The following is a 22,032-nucleotide window of genomic DNA, read 5'->3' as shown; positions in this document are numbered from 1 at the left end:
CTTATACTTCCATAATTTCTTGTTCTTTTTGTTTAGTTAATTCGTCAATTTTGTTAATTTGTGCATTTGTTTCTGTCTGAACGTCGTCTTGGAAGCCTCTTAAATCGTCTTCCGTAATGTCACCATTTTTCTCGTCTTTCTTTAATTGATCGTTTGCTTCACGGCGAATGTTACGAATTTGTACTTTCGCTTCTTCTGCATACTTACCAACTACTTTGACTAGTTCCTTACGGCGTTCCTCTGTTAATGCAGGAATACTGATACGAATCACATTACCATCATTGGAAGGTGAAAGACCTAAATCTGCTTTTTGAATTGCTTTTTCTATATCAGATACAGATGATTTATCAAATGGTGTTATGACTAATAATCTCGCTTCTGGTACAGAAATAGAAGACAATTGATTTAATGGTGTTAATGCACCATAGTATTCTACTTGAACACTGTCAAGGATTGCTGGATTCGCTCTTCCAGCTCTAACTGTTGCTAAATTTTTTGAGTAAGCTTTCGCCGCTTGACTCATCTTATCTTTTGTTTCGTTAAGTAATTGTTGAGACATGATTAACTCCCCTTTATAATTGTTCCAATATTTTCACCAATTACAGCTTTTTTAATGTTTCCTTCTTCTGAAATCGAAAATACAAGCAGTGGGATATTGTTATCCATACATAAGGAAGATGCAGTGGAATCCATTACACCTAATCCTTCATTTAAAATTTCCAGATAGGATAATTCGTCATACTTCCTGGCATCTTTGTCGAGTTTCGGGTCTGCTGTGTAAACACCATCGACATTATTCTTCGCCATCAATATAACATCTGCTTCAATCTCGGCTGCTCTTAATGCCGCTGTTGTATCTGTTGAGAAATATGGGTTACCAGTACCGGCTGCAAAAATAACAACGCGTTTTTTCTCTAAATGACGGATTGCTTTTCTGCGAATATAAGGTTCTGCCACTTGACGCATCTCAATTGATGTTTGCACGCGTGTCGGAATTCCTACGTTCTCTAAGCTGTCTTGCAGCGCTAGAGAGTTCATTACTGTTGCTAGCATCCCCATATAATCAGCGTTAGCACGATCCATACCCATTTCGCTGCCAACTTTACCACGCCAAATATTGCCACCACCAACAACAATTGCAACCTCTACACCTAGCTCAACAATATCTTTCACTTGTTTTGCGACAGATTGAATGATAGATGGCTCAAGACCAAACCCTTGAACACCACTTAGTGCTTCACCACTTAATTTTAGAACGATTCTTCTGTAGTTAGCAGTAGCCATAATTACCTCCATATATGTAAATATTATAAAGAAAAATTAGTTACTCGCCAAGTAATAGGCAGTAATTTTCACTTATTCTTATCCTAAAGTTCGTACATTAATCGTTGGATGTTTACTTTCAAAGAAAAGGGACACCATGTGCCCCCTCTTCTCTTCCAGCTTATTTTTTATTAACTTGACTCATTACTTCTTCAGCAAAGTTATCTTCACGTTTCTCGATACCTTCACCAACTTCATAACGTACAAATGAGGCAACTGTCGCATTATGGTTTTTAGCAATTTGTTTTACTTTTTGATCAGGATCTTTAACGAAGCTTTGCTCTAAAAGACAAATTTCTTCAAAGAATTTGTTTAAACGGCCTTCTACCATTTTTTCAACAATATGCTCTGGTTTACCTTCGTTTAATGCTTGTGTTTTTAGAACTTCACGTTCTTTTTCTACATCTTCTGCAGAAACTGCATCACGAGATAAGTATTTAGGGTTAACAGCAGCTGCGTGCATTGCAATGTCTTTTGCAACTTGCTCATCAGTAGTGCCTTCAAGTACAGTAACCACACCGATGTTACCACCCATATGGGTGTAAGCACCGAATGCATCGTTATCTGTTTTGCTAATTAATTCAAAGCGACGTAATGATAATTTTTCACCGATTTTTGCAATATTAGCATTAATAAACGCTTCTAACGTTTCTCCGTCACCATTTAATGGCTGTTGTAAAGCTTCTTCCACAGTAGCTGGCTTTTGAGATAAGATATGGTTCGCAAGCTCTTGTGCTAATGTTTTAAACTGGTCATTTTTCGTTACGAAATCTGTTTCACAGTTCAGTTCTAATAATACCGCTTCATTACCAGAAACTTCTACAAACGCAGTACCTTCTGCTGCAATACGATCTGCTTTTTTAGCTGCTTTTGAAATACCTTTTTCACGTAGGTAATCAACCGCTTGTTCGATATTACCATCTGTTTCTTGAAGTGCTTTTTTACAGTCCATCATACCTGCACCAGTTTTTTCACGTAATTCTTTTACCATTTGTGCTGAAATTGCCATTAGAGATTCCTCCTTGAATTCATATATTGCTGAAAAAAAGGTGATAAAAGGTCTCCCTCTTATCACCAAAACCTTTCATTACTCGCTTGCAGATTCCACTGCTTTTTCTTCAGCAGTTTCTGCTTGCTCTGCAGCTTCTTCTGTTACTTCTCCTTGCTTCGCTTCTAAAATAGCATCTGCCATTTTACCAGTAAGAAGTTTCACAGCACGAATTGCGTCATCATTTGCTGGAATTACATAATCAATCTCATCAGGGTCACAGTTAGTATCTACAATCCCTACAATTGGAATGTTTAATTTATGTGCTTCTGCAACAGCAATACGTTCTTTTCTCGGGTCAATAATGAATAAAGCATCAGGAATTTTATTCATTTCTTTAATACCGCCTAAAAATTTCACTAAGCGTTCTTTTTCTTTTAGAAGACCTACAACTTCTTTCTTCGGTAATACTTCAAAAGTTCCGTCTTCTTCCATTTTTTCGATATCTTTCAAACGGTTGATACGTTTGCGAATAGTTTCGAAGTTTGTTAACGTTCCGCCTAACCAACGTTGGTTAACGAAGTACATACCAGAACGGATCGCTTCTTCTTTCACAGATTCTTGTGCTTGTTTTTTCGTACCTACGAATAAAACAGTTCCATCGTTCTCAGCGATTTCTTTAACGAAATTATACGCTTCTTCTACCTTTTTCACTGTTTTCTGTAAGTCGATGATGTAAATGCCGTTACGCTCTGTGAAGATATATTTCTTCATTTTTGGGTTCCAACGGCGTGTTTGATGTCCGAAATGAACACCAGCTTCTAGTAGTTGTTTCATTGAAATAACTGCCATAACTTTTTCCTCCTATAAGATGGTTTTTTTATCCTCCATTTGTTTCATACGATACGAGGACTATATAATAGCACCTCTCGCATCATCCACAAACGTGTGTATTTAACACCAAAAACTAATATACCACAACGTGCAGCGCCAAGCAAGAGAAAATCATTTTTTTTGTTGAAATTTCAAGATTAATTCTACTTCTGTTTTACCTTTATCTAATTTTTTCGCTATTTGGTCAACGGTAAGACCTTGTTGCCGCAGATGCAGTATGGATCCGGCAAGAGAATGTTCCACGACATCTTCTACATGATCGATTGTCGAAACTGGTTGATAATATCCGGAGTGTGTTGCAGGTTCATCTGGTTCTGCCTGCCTCGAATTTTCCGGTTTATTCTTTGCAGTCGATTGCTGGGATTTCGTCATTTCTTGAATGAATTGATCGTTTTCTTCTTTTATTTCGACTAAATACAGCGCTAATGTGTCTTCTATACTTTTAACTTGTGCATCTACCTTTGCCTCGACAGCGTGCATGTTATCTATTTTGTTTTTTAACTGTCTGATAATAATAAATGTAATGATATGAATAATAAAACTAAATAAAATTAAATATTGCATAATCAACCTCTTAACCGTTAATATCGAATTTATTTCCTAAATACGGATGCCTGACCGGAGGATTTTGCACGTCTGATGGATCAGAAGATGCCTGTAGCTGACGATTCTCAGATGTTTGTTTGTTATTTTTGAGATGACTTGTTTCCTGCTGCTTCATTACTTTTGATCGCTTGTGCATTTCTTCCTGCAACAATGTCTGCTGAAGCTGGTTTTGACCAATTCTGCCTTGTTGCTGCATTTGATCCTGGAGTTTCCCTGCATCCTGCACTCTTGGCAACGCAACTTGCATCTCCACCGATTTCCAACTCATCTTCTCAGCCCTCTCGCAAGGATTTGTTACTTTCAGTATAACAAAGAAACCAACATAAAGTGAGACTTCAATCAGTGGGGTGTTGAACACCACTGATTGCTAGCGAAAAACTTATCAGAAAGTTATTGTTCGTGTATTACTTACTCGGAGAAGATTGAATAACGATTTCTTTTTCATCTAAACATGCTTCAAAATGAACATGTTCTTGGTTTAATAAACGTTTGTATTTACCGAAGAACAGTTCTACATTTTCATATGCTCTGCCCCTGACGAAAAGCTTTAGACCGGCAAAGTTACTTATTTCAAATTGCAATTCGCTCAATTCATCGGTAACTTGCTGTAGTTGCTCGGTTGTAATCTCGAACATGTTACGTTGCTTTAGTAACATTATCCGTTCTTTCGCTGGTAATTCTCCTACCGCCTTTTTCTTTTCGATCAACTGATCTCCCAGCATTCGCAATTTTTGCTTATTGTTGTCTAATTCTGTCCGCTTTTTATTAAGTTTATTTACACGATCGATAATCTTTTTACTTACTCCAAAAGAAAGAACTGTTTTTAGATTTGCCATATTTCCAAGATTCTTCACTTCAATGATTTTCCCAGCCGAGCAACTCCCGCCAATAATATTACCATTTGGACAGAATATATTTTCCTGTGCTTCACATTGAGACTGCATAATCGATTTTTTTACTTTTAGATCACGTCCTGCCGTAACCTCTGCCTGATTAATATAGGCCACTTCGATATCTCCGGCCGCATGGATTTTCGCTTTATCCATTCCTGCAATCCCTTCTCTTATGGTAATGTTACCATCTGCAGACAAAAATGACCCTTCAACAATCCCATATACAATAATGTCACCTTTGGCTTTGACTCTGTATCCGCTCGGAACATTACCTTTAATACTAACCGAACCATTAAATTCTATATTACCTGTTTTCAATGACAAATCACCATTCACTTCATATAATGGATGAACTTGAATGACATGGTTGACAATCGATAATTGTCCGGCAGCTAAAGCGAAATACGAGAGCTGATCTTTGTCGAAATTTACATTTTGTCCAGCTGTAATTGGTAATGGTTTCCCCTTTCTTGGACGGAGCGGCTGTTTAAAAACGTCTATTCCTGCTTCCCCTTCCGTTGGTGGGATCACTTGTGCTAACAGGTCATCTACTTCCACCATAGGAATCTTACGAACATCACGAAAAGAAGACTTCTCTTCTTCTCCCAGCTCGTTCTCTGTTGATTGACGAACCAACAATTTGCCATCCTCGCCATTAACAGGTACTTTCCCTTTTGCTATAACAATTCTTTGCTCCTCGGTCAGCTGTGTCTTCCAATCAATTTTGTTTAAATCAAGTATTCCGTATGTAATATTGTTTTCGTTCAACACTTCTTGTATTTCTTCAAAAGTGAGCGTATCAATAAGCTCCGGTTTCTTTAATAGTAAGGTAGCAGATAAGCGATCATGACTTACTTTTATCACGATATTTTCTTTTAATTCACTCATTTCAAGCCCCGCCTACTTATTTATTTTTTGATACAACTGACGAACTTTCACAATGGCTTGTTTATGAATTTGTGATATCCTTGACGTGGTTAATTCCAGGATTTTTCCTATCTCCGTAAAGGTTAACTCTTGATCATAAAATAAGCTGAGTACCATTTGTTCATTCTCATTCAACTGTTGAATACAGGTTGTTAATTCACGATAGTTTTCTTGCTGGATCATGTTGCCTTCTGGTAAAGGTTCGCGATCGTCCGCAATTAAATAGCCGATTCCTTCTTTTGATTCTTCACTTGTTTTATTTTTATCTTCCATTGATAGCAAATTAGAGAAGAAACTATCCTTTATAATTTCTTCGATTTCATCAACCGGTAGTTCTAGGTACTCTGCAACTTCATTTGTGGTAACATTACGTTGCAATTTTTGTTCCAATAGAATGGTAGCCTGATCGACTTTTTTTACTTTATCTCGTGTTGAACGGGGAAGCCAGTCTTCTTTTCTTAATCCATCTATTATCGCACCTTTGACTCGAAAAGAGGCATACGTATCGAATTTCAAATCACGACTATTATCAAATTTCAGAATGGCATCATATAATCCAATTAAGCCCAGACTTCTAATATCTTCTTTGTTCACGTTCTTAGGAAGGTTCACTGCGATTCGTTGGACATGGTAATGTACGAGATACATATAATTTTCGATTAACTCATTGGCATTCTCATCATTTTTATTACGCAACCATTTATTCCATAATTTTTTTTCAACTGATATATCTTTGACCATCGAATCACCTCTCCCTTATATGTTGGCATTAAATTTCTACGACACCACTATTGACTGTCCGTATTTTCAGCATGCTTGTTGCAATGTTAAATTCAATCGTTCTTCCTTTCGATCCGCCCACATCCTGTGCAACTACCGGAATATGGTACTGCTCCAATTTCGCTAAAACTGCTTCAACATTGCGGTCACCAATTTTCAGCATGCTGTTATTGGATTGAAAGGAGAACATATGGGCACCTCCAGCTATTTTAGCTTGCAGATTTGAGTGACGGGCTCCTTCGTGTAACAACTGTTCGACCAATAAGTCAATTGCGGTATCAGCATATTTCATTGGATTGGAAAGTTGTTTTTTAGAAGTAGTAGAGTCAGGCAGCATCACATGTGCTAACCCTGCCAGCTTCCGACCATAAATGACCACACCGACACAGGAACCTAATCCAGATGTCTTTAGTGAATGAGGCACATTCGTAATCTTTAAGTCTGCTATTCCAACTTTCACTATTGGTTCTGTTACGATCATTGGTCCTCTACTCCTAATGAAGAAAAAATCTTATCAAAAGATGTTGGATCAGGCAGCAAGAAAAAGTGCCCTTTAATTGATGAAGACCTTTCCCCTTCCTCTTTAATGGTCGTATCTATCATAATTGCGTAATCACTTTCCATCGAAATTTCGATCAATCCTTGCATCAGAATGGCCGCGGCCATATCGATACTTACATTCGGTACGGTAGGTTGCAAGTTTATCGATGTAAAGTCAGATAGCGCTGACAGGTACGAACCTGAAAGAATATTACCTATCTCTGAAATAGCTGACAACGCTAAATCACTCTCTGTTAAATCATCGGAGGCATTACCGGTAACTTGTTCAACAAGGGAACTAGCTTCATTTGGTGATAATACAAAGAACATACTGCCAGGAGCCTCGCCTTGGATGCGAAGAAAAACACTGACAATCACTTCCTCAGGTCCTCCGACATCTTCCATTAATTCGTTAAATTCAACTATTTTAATAGCGGGTATCTTCATATCTATTTTTTTATTTAACAGAGCTGATAGAGCTGTCGCTGCATTACCTGCTCCGATGTTACCTATTTCCTGCAAAACATCCAGATGGTGTTGAGATAAATTCTCCATATGAACCATCTTTTAGCCCTCTAACTCTGATGATTTAGCTGCTTGATAGGATTCCTGGGATAACACTTTTTCCAAATCCAACATAAGAATTAGCCGTTTATCCACCTTGGCTACTGATTTAATATAATCGGCATCAACTGTACCAATAACTTGTGGTGCTGGTTCGATCGATTCTTCCGGAATATCAAGTACATCATAGGCTGCATCGACGATAAAACCGACATTGTATTGTCCCATATGCACAATAATAATACGCGTACTCTCTGTGTAGTCTTCCGTCTCCATTCCGAATCGTTCTCTTAAATCAATGATCGGAGTAACTACACCTCTAAGATTAATAACTCCTTTGACAAATGAAGCTGTTCTTGGCACTCTCGTTATATGCTGCATCCGTTCAATTGCACCAACAACCTCTACCGGGATAGCATATTCTTCTTTTTGCAATTCAATAATGATAGATTTCTGGTTACTTGTCTCTTCCTTCATTCTGACACCTCCTAATTTATTAAAGAATTAGTATCAATAATAAGGGCAACTTGACCGTCCCCTAAAATGGTCGCACCTGAAATAGCAAATACATCACCTAAGTAATCACCTAAGGATTTCAATACCACTTCTTGCTGACCAATAAAACGATCTACAACCAACCCGGCCATTTTGTCCCCTTTTCGAATGATAACAACGGAATAAAATGTTTCTTCCTCTTCCTCTGCAGGTACTTCAAAGATTTGCTTTAGATTAATTAATGGTACTACCTTCCCACGAAAATCTATCACTTGCTTATTATGCGCATTCAAAATATCGGCTTTGTTAATAATTGCCGTCTCGATAATGGATGAAAGTGGAACTGCATATTTTTCGTTCACTACTTCTACCAAGAGCACTGGAATAATCGATAACGTTAATGGCAACTGAATAGAGAATAATGACCCTTTCCCCTCTTCCGACTCTATCGTGATGGTACCGCCAAGCGATTCAATCGTATTTTTTACAACATCCAAACCAACACCACGGCCTGAAACATCACTGATTTTATCTGCTGTGGAGAAACCACTTGACATAATCAGCTGATAAACCTGTTTGTCCGTTAAATGGCCTGTCTCTTCTTCTGTAATAACTTGATTGCTAATAGCTTTCTTAATTACTTTATCTCGATTAATGCCAGCTCCATCATCTGAAATCTCGATAAAGACATGATTACCACTATGATAGGCTTTTAATAATAAACGTCCTTCTTCATTTTTTCCGTTTTGTTTTCGTATATCTGGTGTTTCTACCCCGTGATCTAGCGCATTTCGAATTAAGTGAACAAGTGGATCTCCTATTTCGTCAATGACAGTTCGATCTAGTTCTGTCTCAGCTCCGATGATCTCGAGATTAATTTGTTTGCCTAAATCTTTTGACAATTGGCGAACCATACGAGGAAAACGATTAAATACTTGTTCAATCGGAACCATACGCATATTGAGGATGATGTTTTGCAAATCGCCCGATATTCGTGTCATTCTCTCAACTGTTTCTTGCAATTCTGCGTGTTTAAGATTGGCCGATATTTGTTCTAATCGACCTCTGTCTATGACTAATTCTTCAAAAAGATTCATCAAACCATCAAGACGATCGATGTTCACACGAATGGTTTTGTTCGATACGCCGTTGGTTTTCTTTTTCTGATTGGCAACTTGTTGTTGTTTGTGATCAGCTGACGGAGATTCGTCTGCTTTTTGTGTATCCTCCGATTCATTCGAAGACGCATCCCCCTGATCTTGTACCTGGACAGACGAAAAGCTTTCCGTAATTACCTCTTCTATTTCAGAAACTTTCAAAATTTTCTGTTTCACCTGCTCGGCAGTATCCTTTGTTACAAGCAGGACGTGGAAAGCTAAGTCGAAATTCTCTTCTTCGAGCTCCTGAACGGTTGGATTTGATTTAATTACTTCGCCAACTTGCTCTAAGACTTCAAACACCATATAAACTCTTGCTGCTTTTAACAGGCAATTTTCATTTAACTTCACAGTAACCTGTATATTCTGATAGCCATTTTCATTTGATTGATCTAAAATTGCTAATTCAAATTGGTCAAGCTGTGCAAATGGATTTGTCTGATTGATTGCTGTTTTAGCAGATACCGCATCTTTCGTCGGTTCTGCCTGTCCAATTTCCTGTTTTTGTTCAATTGCCTGTAAAGTATGGACCAACTCCTTAACATCTGCTGCTCCATCTCCACCATCTGCTATGTCAAAAACCATTCCTTCTAATTGATCGACTGCTTGAAATAGCACATCTATAATTGGTGACGTAATATCTACATGATGATTACGCACCGCATCCAGGACATTCTCCATTTTATGAGTTAAATCAGCAAGGTCTTGATACCCCATCGTTGCTGCCATTCCTTTCAATGTGTGAGCAGAACGAAAAATTTCACCGATCGTATCCATATTCGCTGGTTCACTCTCTAATATTAATAACTGGTCATTAAGTGACTGAATATGCTCTTTGCTCTCTTCAATAAACACTTCAAGATACTCATTGTTCTCCACTGACCCTTCACCTCTTCTTAGGGATTTTTTGTACCAAAACTGTATGTATGTCATCAATATCGTGAACATAATCTATTAAACTTGTTTTTTCTGCTGCTTGTGGCATTCCGTATACAACACAGGTTGCTTCCGATTGTGAAATGGCAATCGTTTTAGGATGGTTTCGTTTTAATTGAATAATGCCTTTTGATCCATCACTTCCCATACCAGTCAGAACGACTGCAATTGGATGACAGCTTTTCAGATTGGCAACGGAATCGAACAGTACATCCACTGATGGCTGATGACCATTTACCGGTTCTTCCCGTGTAACACTTGCAACCATTTGCTGTCCTCTACGGATTATTCTAAAGTGTTTTCCTCCTGGTGCTAAATACACCTTTCCCTTCTCGATCACATCCTGATCTTCAGCCTCTTTGACTGCTAATAGGGACAATTTATCCAGTCGTTCTGCAAGTGACTTTGTAAAACCTTTCGGCATATGCTGAACAATCACGACAGGAGCCTGGAAATCAGCTGGTAATTTCGTAATTACTTGCTGTAATGCTCTTGGCCCACCTGTTGAGGAACCAATAGCTACAATTGGTTTATCACTTTGAATCGGTTTGTAAGAAGCTTGTACACGCTCTGACGTACGCTTTTTTGTTAACTTCACGTTGGCAGTGGCTGCATTCTTAACCTTGCGAATAATTTCTGTTTCGATTTTCTTTATGTCTAATGATATAGAACCCGACGGTTTCGCAATTACGTCGACAGCTCCTAAAGATAAAGCTTCAATCGTTTTATCTGCTCCTGACTTAGTCAGACTGGAAAGCATCACGATCGGCAGCGGATTTTGTTCCATAATCTCTGTCAATGTCTGGATTCCATCCTTGATTGGCATCTCAACGTCCAATGTAATCACATCTGGTTTCCACTTCTCTATTTTCTTCAATGCGTCTTCACCATTTCTGGCAGTGTCGACACATTCCAGAGAGTCAGATGAACGAATAATATCGGAAATCATTTTCCGCATGAATGCTGAATCATCTACCACTAATACACGCTTTCTTATCATTACGTTCTACCTTTCTGTTAAAAGTCTTTTGAGTTTGTTCAGAAAACCTCTGTTATCTTGATTCTTGACGGACTCCCCTACATATTGACCGGCAATTGATTGGACAGCTCTAGATGCTTTCGATTGCCTGTTGTGTAGTACGAAAGGCTGCTGTGCAATGACTGCGTTAGTAACACTCGAATCATCAGGAATAATACCTAGCGGGTGTACATCTTGTTGTAAGAATCGTTTTGCCACATTCGTCATTCGGTTCATCATCTCCATGCCTTGCTTCTGATTTGTTGCCCGATTCATAATTAAGTAAAAAGGTACACGTTGTTGGTGTACTACTTGTTTCATCATGGAATACGCATCAGTCAATGCTGTTGGTTCCGGGGTGGTAACGAGCATACATTCATCCACAGCAAGTATATAATGAATGGTTTCTCGGGTAATACCAGCGCCCATGTCAAAAAGAATGTAATCATATTCTGTCATCAACAATTCCAATTGCTCCAAAAAATACGTTAATTTATCCTGATCCAGATAAAAAATATGATTATGGCCACTGCCACCCGCGATATAATAAAGGGAATTTGGACCTATTTCTATAATATCATAAATCGACAATTTATTCTCAAAAAGATTAAAAATGGAATACTTAGCATTTTTACCTAATAATATATCAATGTTACCCATACCGACATCTAAATCAAACAGTAATACTTTTTTTCCTCTGTCAGCTAATGACAGGGAAAAATTCAGTGCAAAATTAGATTTACCAACACCGCCTTTTCCACTGACTACAGCTATTGTTTTCGCCTGGGGTAACTGATGCATGCCTTTTAATCTTTCTCTTAGCTTCGCTGCTTGATCGACCATTATTTAATCACCAACTATTAATTTCGCCATTTTTTCGATGGACATTTCTTCAATATCATCTGGTACATCCTGACCATTCGTCATATATGCTACCCCGATATTATATTTCAAACACATATTTAGTACCGATCCATATATACTAGTCTCGTCTTTTTTGGTAAAGATAAGTTGTTTGACTGGTATCTTGTCAAATTGCAAATAAGTCGCTTCTAAATCTGTCGTTCTCGTCGTTAATGACATGACCAGATACGTATTCACCTCATGATTCAAGTCTACAATCTTTCCTAATTCCCGAATGTATTTTTCATCTCTGAAGTTTCTTCCAGCAGTATCGACAAAAATATGATCATAGTCTCTGAACTTTTCTTTAGCCATCTGATAATCCTCAACATTATAAGCAATCTCAATCGGTACATCGAGTATCTTTGAGTAGGTCTTTAATTGTTCAATTGCAGCTATTCGATAGGTATCAGTGGTAATAAAAGCAACTTTTTTCCGTTTGTTCAGTACGCAGTGTGCAGCCAGTTTGGCAATCGTGGTTGTCTTACCTACACCTGTAGGACCAACAAGATGAATAATTTGTTTATCAAAAATTTCACCACCAAAACTGCCTTTATTTGCTAACCGGTGCTTGATTTCAAATGCCAATTGTCGCCATAACTCACTTTCTTCCGGAAATTGTCCATCAGATCTGTCCTCTATAGTTTGCAGAAGTGAATGGACAATGTCATGATCGATCTCTTGTCTGATCATTTTTTGATACAAAGGCTGTAAAGGTTCAGGAAGTATCGCTTCGTTAGACTGCGAGACATTTTGTTGCATCCATAATTTCATTTGTCGCAATTCTTGCAAAACCTCGGCATTTGCTTCGTCCTTCTCAGGCTTAGGATAGGGAACTGATTGCACATATGATGGTGCGGATGGTGACGATTTTCTTATGTTTACCTCGTCTACTGCCGCTAACACTTCTAATTTCTTTTTCTGGAAGAGTCCTAGAAATCCGCCTTCATGGACTACCTTCGAATTTAAAATAACAGCATCTGCACCTAACTCTTTGCGAACAACTTGCATCACTTCCGGCATTGTTGATCCTTTAAATTTTTTCACTTTCATGCTACTTTCACCACCCCGATGCTTTGAATTTCAGCAGTTGGCTCAATTTCATTGTAAGAAAGAACGACGACGTGTGGATAGAAACGGTCCAACAGTTGTTTGAAATACATCCGGATCGTCGGCGAACACAGAATGACGGGCATTTCTTCTTGCAAACTCATATTTTCAACATTTTCAGCAACAGAATGGACGACACGTTGTTGTGTATCTGGATCCATTGCTAAATAGCTGCCGTGTTCTGTTTGCTGTATGTGCTCTGCGATTAATTTCTCTACTTCTCCTGATACCGTAATAACTTTAAGCTGTGGTCTTCCCTGAACAATGTCATTGGTTATCTGGGCTGATAATGATTGTCTTACATACTCTGTCAATAAATCAGTATCTGTCGTCATCTTGGCAAAATCAGCCAATGTTTCAAATATAACGGGCAAATTTTTTATAGATATTTGTTCACGTAACAGTTTCGCTAATACTTTCTGAACATCACCGACAGATAAAGGATCTGGTGTTACTTCTTCTACAAGTATTGGATTCGTTTCTTTCAAATGATCGATGAGTTGCTGTGTTTCCTGCCGTCCGATTAGCTGATGTGCATATCGTTTGACTAATTCGGTTATATGAGTCGATACAACTGATGGCGGATCCACCACTGTATAACCAGACATCTCAGCATCATCTTTTGTTTCTTCCGTAATCCACTTCGCTGGAAGACCAAAAGCTGGCTCAACGGTGTCAATACCGTCGAGATCATCTTCATCAATACCAGGACTCATTGCTAAATAATGATCCAGAAGCAATTCTCCTCTAGTTACTTCATTTCCTTTAATTTTCAAACGGTATTCATTTGGATTTAACTGAATATTATCCCTTATTCGAACAACCGGAATGACAAGACCTAATTCAATTGCTAGCTGACGGCGGATCATAACAACCCGGTCTAATAAATCACCGCCTTGATTTGAATCAGCTAATGGAATGAGCCCATAACCGAACTCAAATTCAATCGGATCCATATTGATCAAACCAACGACATTCTCTGGTGAACGCATTTCCTCTGAATCGGACTCATCGATTTGTTCTTGAGTTGGTTCTGCTTCTTCCTGCGATTTCCTTGACAATGTATACGCACTAACTATCAATACAGCAGCTATCACTGTCGTTAACAGAAAGTTTATCGGGGTCAAACCTAATAAAAAGATTGTCCCCCCTGCAATATAAAGTAAGGTTGGATAACGTAATAACTGTTTGCTGACATCTGCACTTAAATTACCATCTGAAGCAACCCTTGTCACGACAATACCTGTCGCAGTAGATATTAAAAGGGCTGGTATTTGACTTACAAGTCCATCCCCTACTGTCAATCGCATATAGACATCAATTGCTTCATTGAAACTTAACCCTAGTTGCGCCACTCCAATAATTAAGCCAAATATAATGTTAATTAACACAATAATAATTCCCGCAATAGCGTCCCCTTTTACAAACTTACTGGCACCGTCCATGGCCCCATAAAAATCAGCTTCATGCTCAATTTTCTCTCTTCGCTCTTTCGCCTGCTGTTCATTAATCATACCTGCATTCAAATCTGCATCAATACTCATTTGTTTCCCTGGCATTGCGTCTAATGTAAAGCGGGCTGCGACTTCAGATACACGTTCACTACCTTTGGTAATAACCAGAAATTGAATGATAATTAAAATAACAAACACTACAAAACCGACAAGCGGATTATTACCAATGACGAACGTCCCGAAAGTTTCCACTACCCCACCTGCATTAGCTTCTGACAAAATCGACCTCGTAGTCGAGACGTTCAAACCAAGCCTAAACAACGTAAGCAGCAGTAATAATGAAGGAAATACGGAAAATTGCAATGGCTCTGTCGTATTCATCGAAACTAGTATCACGATTAATGCTAGAGATATATTGATAAGAATTAAGATACTTAATAACCACCCTGGAAGTGGAATGACTAACATGATAATAATAGAAATAACGCCGAGTAAAACAGAGAAATCTCTAGCCTTCATCTTGACAACTCCTTTTAAGAAAAACTAAAAAAATCCGATCCTTACTTGCTAATTAGATGGACATATACGGATTAAGTCAACTAACTGCTTAGAATAAAACAAAATTAACACATAGTCATAGAGATTTAGTTGACATACTCCGTATTATAAGAAGCCTTACTAACACTTTATTTTGGTGATGCTGTTCATTTATTTTCTGGCTTATAAATAACACGAGCCAATGATTGTTATACTTTTTTCTGGATACGATAGACATAGGCTAAGATTTCGGCTACTGCCTGGAAGAATTCTTCTCCGATTATTTCACCGATCTCGACTTGATCATATAATGCTCTTGCTAAAGGTCGATTTTCTACTGTGACTACATCATGATGCCGCGCGATATCTTTGATTCGTTGGGCGACGAAATCGACTCCTTTCGCAACAACATATGGAGCATCTGCTTTTGCCTCATCATACTTAATAACAATCGCATAATGGGTTGGGTTCGTAATCACAACGTCTGCATTCGGCACTTCGCTCATCATTCTCTGCATCGCCATCTGACGCTGCCTTTCTTTCATTTTCGATTTAATGAGAGGATCCCCTTCGATGTTTTTGTACTCATCTTTGATATCGTTTTTGGACATTTTGTTTTGTTTTTCAAAGTCATATCTCTGATAAGCATAATCAATGACCGAAATGATCAGAAGGCCTATTGCCGCTGCGATCCCCATTTCAATCGTCATTTCACCAAAAAACACTAACGAATTATTAATTTCTTTATCCGCAAGCATCATCATTTCGTCACGATTCATCCAAATGATCGAAAAGGTAATGACACCGACCACTACAATTTTCAATAGTGATTTAACCAATTCAACTAACGCCCTGGCTGAAAAAATCCGTTTTGCACCTTGAATCGGATCAATTTTATTTAATTTCATTTTCAATGGTTCTGTTGTAAACAAAAAGCCAAATTGCAAAAAATTCGATGCTAAGCCAGCCACTATTGCAATTAGCATAATGGGCGCAATTGCCAGACTGATTTCCATTAATACATCTTGCAGCATACTGAATACTTCCACCTCTGTGACTTCATGATGAATGTATTCGTTAAAGAATTTCTCATACATACCAGTCATTGATTCTTTAAGACTGCTTCCTGTAACAAATAGAATAATGAATACAAAAAAGAGTAAAATGGCAGTATTCACATCTTGACTCTTTGCCACCTGCCCTTTTTTTCTTGCATCCTGCCTTTTTTTCGGAGTCGCTTTTTCTGTTTTTTCACCGGCGAAATATTGCAGATCCAACCGTAATTTCATTAATTAAGCACCTCCGAACATCTGTATAAGACTTTGCATGGTTTGTAATGTAAACTGAAATAATTGTTTACAAATTGCAATATAGAAAGGGATAAAAACGAACAGTGCTGCAAAGGACACGAGTATTTTCAGTGGCAGGCCGACAACAAACACATTTAACTGTGGTACGGTTCTCGCAATGATCCCGAGCGCAACATCTACTAAAAACAGACAGCCTACTATCGGCAACGCTAATTGAAAGGCCATAAGAAACATTTTACTAAACGTCTGTAAAATCAATTCAATATTGCCGAACTGCATCATCTGATCCAGTGGTAACTCTTCATAGCTGTACATGAGGCCATTTAATAGTAAATGATGTCCATTCACAGTCAACAAAAATAATATCGCGATTGTATAGAAATATTGACCAATTAGCGGGCTTTGTGCACCAGTTTGCGGATCAACGACATTGGCGATAGCAAATCCCATTTGGAAATCGATAAATCCACCCGCTATCTGAATCGCCGACATAATGATATATGCCAATAATCCCATCAGCAATCCAACAATTGCTTCTTTCATCACCAACAGCAAAAAAACCCCATCAAAGCTTAAGTCAGGAATGTCCAATGTATAAAACATCATCCAGGCAATAAAAAAGCCGATTCCAATTTTGAACTGTGTCGGTATATTCCGGTACGAAAAAATCGGAATTGTTGATAGAAACGTCAAAACTCTTACTAAAATTAAAATAAATGCCGGAAAACGATTAATATCTATTAATTCAAACATAACTTATCCTATAAATTGATTGATATTTTGAAATAAATTTGCTGTATACTCGACCATCGTAGCTAGCATCCATGGACCAAAAACCAGAATCCCAAGCAATACAGCAACAATCTTAGGGATAAAAGCCAAGGTTTGTTCCTGAATTTGCGTGGTTGCCTGGAATATACTTACAAGCAGCCCAACAACAAGGGCCAATATCAGCAGTGGTCCTGTTACCATTAGAATCGTATAAATCCCCTGTTTCGCCAGTGAAATGACAAATTCTCCGCTCATTAAGCCTTTCTCCTCTCTCCTAGGATGGAATATAGCCATCCAATAATGCATGTGTGATCAAGTACCATCCATCCACCAGTACAAACAATAATATTTTAAATGGTAAAGATATCATCACGGGAGGTAACATCATCATCCCCATCGACATCAAAACACTGGCAACGGCCATATCGATCACCAGGAAAGGGACAAATATCATAAATCCCATTTGAAAAGCAGTTTTCAGTTCACTGATCGCAAATGCAGGTACCAACGATGTTAATGGAATGTCCTCAATCGATTCCGGTCTTTCGATTTCCGCATAATTCATAAACAACGCTAAGTCCTTCTCTCTAGTGTACTTTGCCATAAACTCTTTAAATGGCACACTAGCTGTAGTGTATGCCTCTTCCAATGTTATTTCTTCTTCAAATAGTGGCTGCAATGCTTCCTCGTTTACTTCTTGGAACGTCGGTGCCATAATAAAAAACGACATAAACAACGCAAGGCCGATCAACACTTGGTTAGGAGGCATCTGCTGGGTGGCCAGTGATGTCCGCACGAAAGAAAGTACGATTAAAATTCTGGTGAAACAGGTCATTAAAATTAAAATACTCGGAGCTAAAGACAGAACTGTTAACAGCAATAATAATCGTACGGAAGTCGAAATACTTTCGGAATCCGCACCAGAAAAAACATCAATCAGCTGAATCGTCATTATTCTTTTTTCCTTCTTTAAGTTTGTGCAATAATTTCTGTCTGCCTTCTTTCATCGTGTTTAGCTCCTTATGAAACATAGAAGAAAAGGTTTGATCCGTTGACGTTTCCTTCTTTGCTTCTGGTGATTTGTTTCTCCACTTTAATGCCATGCTTTTTAAAGAATCTGTCATCTCGTCTTGCTGTGTTTCTAGTTGTGCAATCGTGGCATCATCGGTAATTTCCATCAACAGCTCGATATTATCTGCTACCCCTATCACATAATAACGATTGCCTATTTTTACCGTTTGGATCGATTTATTGGCTCCTACTGTAATTCCACCATAATTTTCAATTACATTATGTTTCTTTAGAAATCCTTTTTTCTTCTGGATAAATTTTGAGATAAAGATGATTAGTCCAACTACAAGCGCTAAAGCTAACAGCAACTGTACAAAACTTCCAAATAAGCTCGGCGCCTCTACTTCAGAACTTCCACTCTCTTGTGCTTTTTCACTGCTGTTATCTTGCTGTTCTTGCGATTGATCTCCCTGTTGTTCAAACAAGTCATCCACCATCGTATCTGCCTCTATTGATACCGGTAAACTACTAAAAAAGATGCATATACAAAAGATGCTAACGAGCCATTTAAGGTTAATGCCAATCACCCCATTAACCTAGCACTTTAGAAATTGCTTCGATTACTCGATCAGCCTGAAATGGTTTAACGATAAAGTCTTTCGCTCCAGCCTGAATAGCATCAATAACCATTGCTTGCTGTCCCATAGCGGAACACATAATAATTTTTGCATCTTCGTCACTGGCTCTAATTTCTTTAAGCGCTGCAATACCATCCATTTCTGGCATCGTAATGTCCATCGTGACCAGATTTGGCTTTAATTCTTTATATTTCTCTACAGCTTCTTGGCCATCCTGTGCTTCTCCTACTACGTCATAACCGTTTTTCGTTAATATATCTTTAATCATCATTCGCATAAATGCTGCATCATCTACTATTAATACTGAGTGAGCCATTATGTTCATCCTTCCATTTGTCTATTTTAGTTGTTTTAGTCTATCTTTCTTGCTTACAATATCTGTCACACGCACACCAAAGTTTTCATCTATGACAACTACTTCGCCTTTGGCAATCAATTTCTGGTTAACTAAAATATCTACCGGTTCTCCTGCCAATTTATCTAATTCGACGATAGAACCTGAAGATAGTTCAAGTATTTCTTTCACTGTTCGTTTGGTTCTGCCTAGTTCCACCGTTACTTGTAAAGGGATATCCATTAACAGATCCAAATTTCGTTGTTCCGTAGCCTGAAGCGGTGTGTCATCAAAATTAGAAAACGATGCAGATTGCACTTCACTGTGACTGCTAGTTGTTTGTCCGCCTAATTGTCGCGGCTGATGCTGATACTGCTGCGGTTGTTGTTGACGCTCCACCTCATGTTGATTCGGTGCTGATTGCTGGTACTGATTACTTTCTTCTTGTCCAGAGTTCACTTCTGACGGAGCTGATGTCACTGTCTCCGCTTCATTCGGTGTGTTAAATAGTTGATCTACCAAATCTTTCGCAAATGTTACAGGTAATAATTGCATTATTTTAGAATCGATTAAATTTCCTACTTTTAGCTGAAAAGAAACTTTAATGAGAATATCATCATCAGGTGTTAATGATTTCGTTTCTTCTGCAGTAACATCCATAATAGACGTAGTTGGCGGGGAGATATCAATTTTTTTATTAAATACGGTAGACATACTCGTTGCAGCTGTTCCCATCATTTGATTCATTGCTTCCTGGACAGCACTTAAATGAATATCGTTAAGTTCAGTCGTCTCTGGATTTCCTGAACCCCCTAACATAAGATCTGCAATCACTGCAGCATCCTTAGATTCTAAAACAAATAAATTAGCACCAGTAAATCCTTCGGTATATTTCACTTCCACCCCGACGTACGGTCTGGGAAATTCTTCTCTTAAGTCTCCTTTATCAATTACACTGATCGTCGGAGTTGTAATTTCTACTTTTTGATTCAGTATCGTGGATAATGTGGTTGCTGAACTGCCAAACGAAATATTTCCAATTTCACCCAAAGCATCTTCTTCAATTGATGATAAATAGTCACCAGCAGAAGTACTAGTTATTTGGCTTTCCGCCTCTGTATCGTTTGATCCGTTGAGTAATGCATCAATCTCATCTTGAGATAACATGCCATCATTCATCATCCGAATCCCCTCCCTTAATGTCGTCTAAAACTTGTACGGCTAATTTATGCTTTCGTTTACCAGGCTGAACATGGAATTTCGGTTCCTGATCAACGTGTAATTGCAGTGGCTGATCAATAGAATTATTGAGCACAATGGTATCATCGTGATCAAGGAACAAAAACTCTTCCAAAGTAATCGATGTCTCACCTAATACGACCGATAAATCCAAGCTAGTTTGTTTAATATTATGTGAAATAGATTCATATTCTTCTGGCTTACGTTCTTTGGACGTTTCATTTTGCATCCAATAATGAACCGATAATTTCGGAATGATAGGCTCCAGAACAACATGAGGGATACAAATATTAATCATGCCACTGCTGTCACCAATGGTCGTATCCAACGAAACGACAACGACGGTTTCATTAGGTGAAACCAGTTGTAGAAATTGTGGGTTCACCTCGAAATCTTCGAGAATCGGATCAATATCCGCCACACTGCCCCACGCCTCTTGTAAATTGTCTAATGCTTTCTCAAACAATTGTGACATGAGTGTTGTTTCAATCTCTGTTAAACTATCAATTTTGTTAATGCTTCTTCCTCTTCCACCTAGCATTCTGTCTAGCATTGCATAGGCAATATTAGGATTAAATTCAAAAATAATTCTGCCATCCAACGGCTCCACACTGTACACATTTAAAATCGTCTTGGTTGGAATAGATCGAATGAATTCTTCATAGGGAATTTGATCAACAGACGCCACAGCGATATGTACATATGTCCTTAACTGTGCTGAGAAATAAGTAGATAACAACCGTGCAAAATTATCATGAATTCTAGATATACTTCTTATCTGATCTTTCGAAAAACGAAGTGCCCGTTTAAAATCATACACTTTTACTTTTTTGTCTTTTTCTTCTTCTTTTAGCTGATTTGCGTCCATCTCACCCGAAGACAAAGCGGATAATAATGCGTCAATTTCATTTTGTGAAAGAACTTCATCTGCCATAACTTCACCTCCATTTCGGAGTTACGATTACTGAATTACTTTACTAACAATCAATACATCAATGATTTGACCTTGAGTCATTTGATCATTCATTGCATTTTTCATATTATCTTCTAACCCCGTCAAGTTCTCTTTAAAATCATTTGCAGTCAGGTCTACTGACAATTTAATAAATTGATTTTTGATCTGAAATTCTCTTTTTTGGACCTCCTCTAGTGCATCAGAGCTGTTGGTGATAAATTGGAATTGAATAAGAACAAAATTTCCATCATCCAGGTCGGTACGAATCTCTTCCGTTGTATAGGAGTATTTCACCATGTCATCGATTGACATTTCTTCACCTTCTGCGGTAGATTGATTCATCAGAAAGTAAAGAACACCTGCACCGATAACGGTAATGACTACTAGGATGGAGACAAGAATTCTTATTAATCTAGGATTCATTTTGTTGTTCACCTACTTCTCGTTGCAGTTGATATAAACCAATCTGCTTATAAAATTCTGTGATTTTTTGTTTCACCACAATTTCCTGTTCTTTCACAAATAATTTCTTCTGATTAATTAGGGTGATCGTTGTATCAGGAAATGATTCCACTCGTTCGACGAACACCGCATTGACGGTTATCTGATCACCATTTAGTTTTGTTAATGTAATCATAGATGAAGAGAG

The 22,032-nt window shown here is 38.2% G+C and carries 26 protein-coding genes; all 26 read right to left on the bottom strand.

All coding sequences use genetic code 11. The annotated features are described in order from the left end of the window. Window position 1 precedes the first annotated feature (1 nt). Window positions 2-559 (bottom strand): ribosome recycling factor, encoded by a 558-nt coding sequence (gene frr / locus MUN87_RS01485; protein ID WP_244745673.1) that lies wholly within the window; start codon window positions 557-559, stop codon window positions 2-4. A gap of 2 nt (window positions 560-561) precedes the next feature. Further along, entirely contained in the window at window positions 562-1,284 is a 723-nt protein-coding gene (pyrH, locus tag MUN87_RS01480; RefSeq protein ID WP_244717446.1) for a UMP kinase, read from the bottom strand. A gap of 160 nt (window positions 1,285-1,444) precedes the next feature. After that, on the bottom strand, window positions 1,445-2,332 hold the full coding sequence (tsf, locus tag MUN87_RS01475; RefSeq protein ID WP_244745671.1) for a translation elongation factor Ts: 888 nt from the start codon (window positions 2,330-2,332) through the stop codon (window positions 1,445-1,447). A 78-nt stretch (window positions 2,333-2,410) separates the two neighbouring features. Continuing rightward, window positions 2,411-3,163, bottom strand: coding sequence for a 30S ribosomal protein S2 (rpsB, locus tag MUN87_RS01470; RefSeq protein ID WP_244745669.1), 753 nt, complete (start codon window positions 3,161-3,163; stop codon window positions 2,411-2,413). Between the two features lie 153 nt (window positions 3,164-3,316). Next, window positions 3,317-3,769 carry a DUF6115 domain-containing protein gene (locus MUN87_RS01465; protein ID WP_244745667.1) on the bottom strand — a complete coding sequence of 151 codons (453 nt, stop codon included), beginning with the start codon at window positions 3,767-3,769 and terminating at the stop codon, window positions 3,317-3,319. A gap of 10 nt (window positions 3,770-3,779) precedes the next feature. After that, window positions 3,780-4,079, bottom strand: coding sequence for a hypothetical protein (locus MUN87_RS01460; protein WP_244745665.1), 300 nt, complete (start codon window positions 4,077-4,079; stop codon window positions 3,780-3,782). Window positions 4,080-4,215: 136 nt separating this feature from the next. Continuing rightward, window positions 4,216-5,592, bottom strand: a complete 1,377-nt coding sequence (locus MUN87_RS01455; RefSeq protein WP_244745663.1) for a flagellar assembly protein A — start codon at window positions 5,590-5,592, stop codon at window positions 4,216-4,218. A gap of 12 nt (window positions 5,593-5,604) precedes the next feature. Beyond that, complete coding sequence (locus tag MUN87_RS01450; RefSeq protein WP_244745661.1) at window positions 5,605-6,372, bottom strand: FliA/WhiG family RNA polymerase sigma factor; 768 nt, start codon at window positions 6,370-6,372, stop codon at window positions 5,605-5,607. 28 nt (window positions 6,373-6,400) lie between these two features. Next, window positions 6,401-6,892, bottom strand: a complete 492-nt coding sequence (locus MUN87_RS01445) for a chemotaxis protein CheD (RefSeq protein WP_244745659.1) — start codon at window positions 6,890-6,892, stop codon at window positions 6,401-6,403. Further along, entirely contained in the window at window positions 6,889-7,515 is a 627-nt protein-coding gene (locus MUN87_RS01440; protein WP_244745657.1) for a chemotaxis protein CheC, read from the bottom strand. The genes MUN87_RS01445 and MUN87_RS01440 overlap by 4 nt, the downstream gene beginning before the upstream one ends. A gap of 3 nt (window positions 7,516-7,518) precedes the next feature. After that, a complete protein-coding gene (locus tag MUN87_RS01435; RefSeq protein WP_244745655.1) occupies window positions 7,519-7,992 on the bottom strand; it encodes a chemotaxis protein CheW in 474 nt (157 codons plus the stop codon). 11 nt (window positions 7,993-8,003) lie between these two features. Next, window positions 8,004-10,046, bottom strand: coding sequence for a chemotaxis protein CheA (locus MUN87_RS01430; RefSeq protein ID WP_244745653.1), 2,043 nt, complete (start codon window positions 10,044-10,046; stop codon window positions 8,004-8,006). Between the two features lie 7 nt (window positions 10,047-10,053). Next, window positions 10,054-11,103, bottom strand: a complete 1,050-nt coding sequence (locus MUN87_RS01425; RefSeq protein WP_244745651.1) for a protein-glutamate methylesterase/protein-glutamine glutaminase — start codon at window positions 11,101-11,103, stop codon at window positions 10,054-10,056. Window positions 11,104-11,109: 6 nt separating this feature from the next. Further along, the gene (locus MUN87_RS01420; RefSeq protein WP_244745649.1) at window positions 11,110-11,964 is read right to left on the bottom strand and encodes a MinD/ParA family protein; all 855 of its coding nucleotides are present in this window, start codon (window positions 11,962-11,964) and stop codon (window positions 11,110-11,112) included. A gap of 3 nt (window positions 11,965-11,967) precedes the next feature. After that, on the bottom strand, window positions 11,968-13,077 hold the full coding sequence (gene flhF, locus MUN87_RS01415) for a flagellar biosynthesis GTPase FlhF (protein WP_244745647.1): 1,110 nt from the start codon (window positions 13,075-13,077) through the stop codon (window positions 11,968-11,970). Next, entirely contained in the window at window positions 13,074-15,107 is a 2,034-nt protein-coding gene (gene flhA, locus MUN87_RS01410; RefSeq protein WP_244745645.1) for a flagellar biosynthesis protein FlhA, read from the bottom strand. Before flhA ends, flhF begins: the two co-directional genes overlap by 4 nt. A gap of 227 nt (window positions 15,108-15,334) precedes the next feature. Further along, window positions 15,335-16,414 carry a flagellar biosynthesis protein FlhB gene (gene flhB / locus MUN87_RS01405; RefSeq protein ID WP_244745643.1) on the bottom strand — a complete coding sequence of 360 codons (1,080 nt, stop codon included), beginning with the start codon at window positions 16,412-16,414 and terminating at the stop codon, window positions 15,335-15,337. Window positions 16,415-16,417: 3 nt separating this feature from the next. Continuing rightward, complete coding sequence (gene fliR / locus MUN87_RS01400; RefSeq protein ID WP_244745641.1) at window positions 16,418-17,188, bottom strand: flagellar biosynthetic protein FliR; 771 nt, start codon at window positions 17,186-17,188, stop codon at window positions 16,418-16,420. 3 nt (window positions 17,189-17,191) lie between these two features. After that, a complete protein-coding gene (fliQ, locus tag MUN87_RS01395; protein ID WP_244745639.1) occupies window positions 17,192-17,461 on the bottom strand; it encodes a flagellar biosynthesis protein FliQ in 270 nt (89 codons plus the stop codon). A 19-nt stretch (window positions 17,462-17,480) separates the two neighbouring features. Continuing rightward, on the bottom strand, window positions 17,481-18,158 hold the full coding sequence (gene fliP, locus MUN87_RS01390) for a flagellar type III secretion system pore protein FliP (protein ID WP_244745637.1): 678 nt from the start codon (window positions 18,156-18,158) through the stop codon (window positions 17,481-17,483). Continuing rightward, a complete protein-coding gene (locus tag MUN87_RS01385; protein WP_244745628.1) occupies window positions 18,139-18,714 on the bottom strand; it encodes a flagellar biosynthetic protein FliO in 576 nt (191 codons plus the stop codon). Before MUN87_RS01385 ends, fliP begins: the two co-directional genes overlap by 20 nt. 94 nt (window positions 18,715-18,808) lie before the next feature. Beyond that, a complete protein-coding gene (locus tag MUN87_RS01380; protein WP_244745620.1) occupies window positions 18,809-19,171 on the bottom strand; it encodes a response regulator in 363 nt (120 codons plus the stop codon). Between the two features lie 21 nt (window positions 19,172-19,192). Beyond that, a complete protein-coding gene (gene fliY / locus MUN87_RS01375; protein ID WP_244745612.1) occupies window positions 19,193-20,371 on the bottom strand; it encodes a flagellar motor switch phosphatase FliY in 1,179 nt (392 codons plus the stop codon). Beyond that, window positions 20,361-21,362: a flagellar motor switch protein FliM gene (gene fliM, locus MUN87_RS01370; protein ID WP_244745602.1), complete on the bottom strand. Its 1,002-nt coding sequence runs from the start codon at window positions 21,360-21,362 to the stop codon at window positions 20,361-20,363. Before fliM ends, fliY begins: the two co-directional genes overlap by 11 nt. Window positions 21,363-21,389: 27 nt before the next feature. Then, window positions 21,390-21,806 carry a flagellar basal body-associated FliL family protein gene (locus MUN87_RS01365; protein ID WP_244745600.1) on the bottom strand — a complete coding sequence of 139 codons (417 nt, stop codon included), beginning with the start codon at window positions 21,804-21,806 and terminating at the stop codon, window positions 21,390-21,392. Further along, window positions 21,796-22,020, bottom strand: a complete 225-nt coding sequence (locus MUN87_RS01360; protein WP_244745598.1) for a flagellar FlbD family protein — start codon at window positions 22,018-22,020, stop codon at window positions 21,796-21,798. Before MUN87_RS01360 ends, MUN87_RS01365 begins: the two co-directional genes overlap by 11 nt. Between the last annotated feature and the right edge of the window lie 12 nt (window positions 22,021-22,032).

Origin of the sequence: Gracilibacillus salinarum (genome assembly GCF_022919575.1) — a bacterium.
GTDB lineage: Bacteria > Bacillota > Bacilli > Bacillales > Amphibacillaceae > Gracilibacillus > Gracilibacillus salinarum.
The sequence above is the reverse complement of the archived record's forward strand: the minus strand, read 5'-3'. Positions and strand labels throughout refer to the sequence as shown.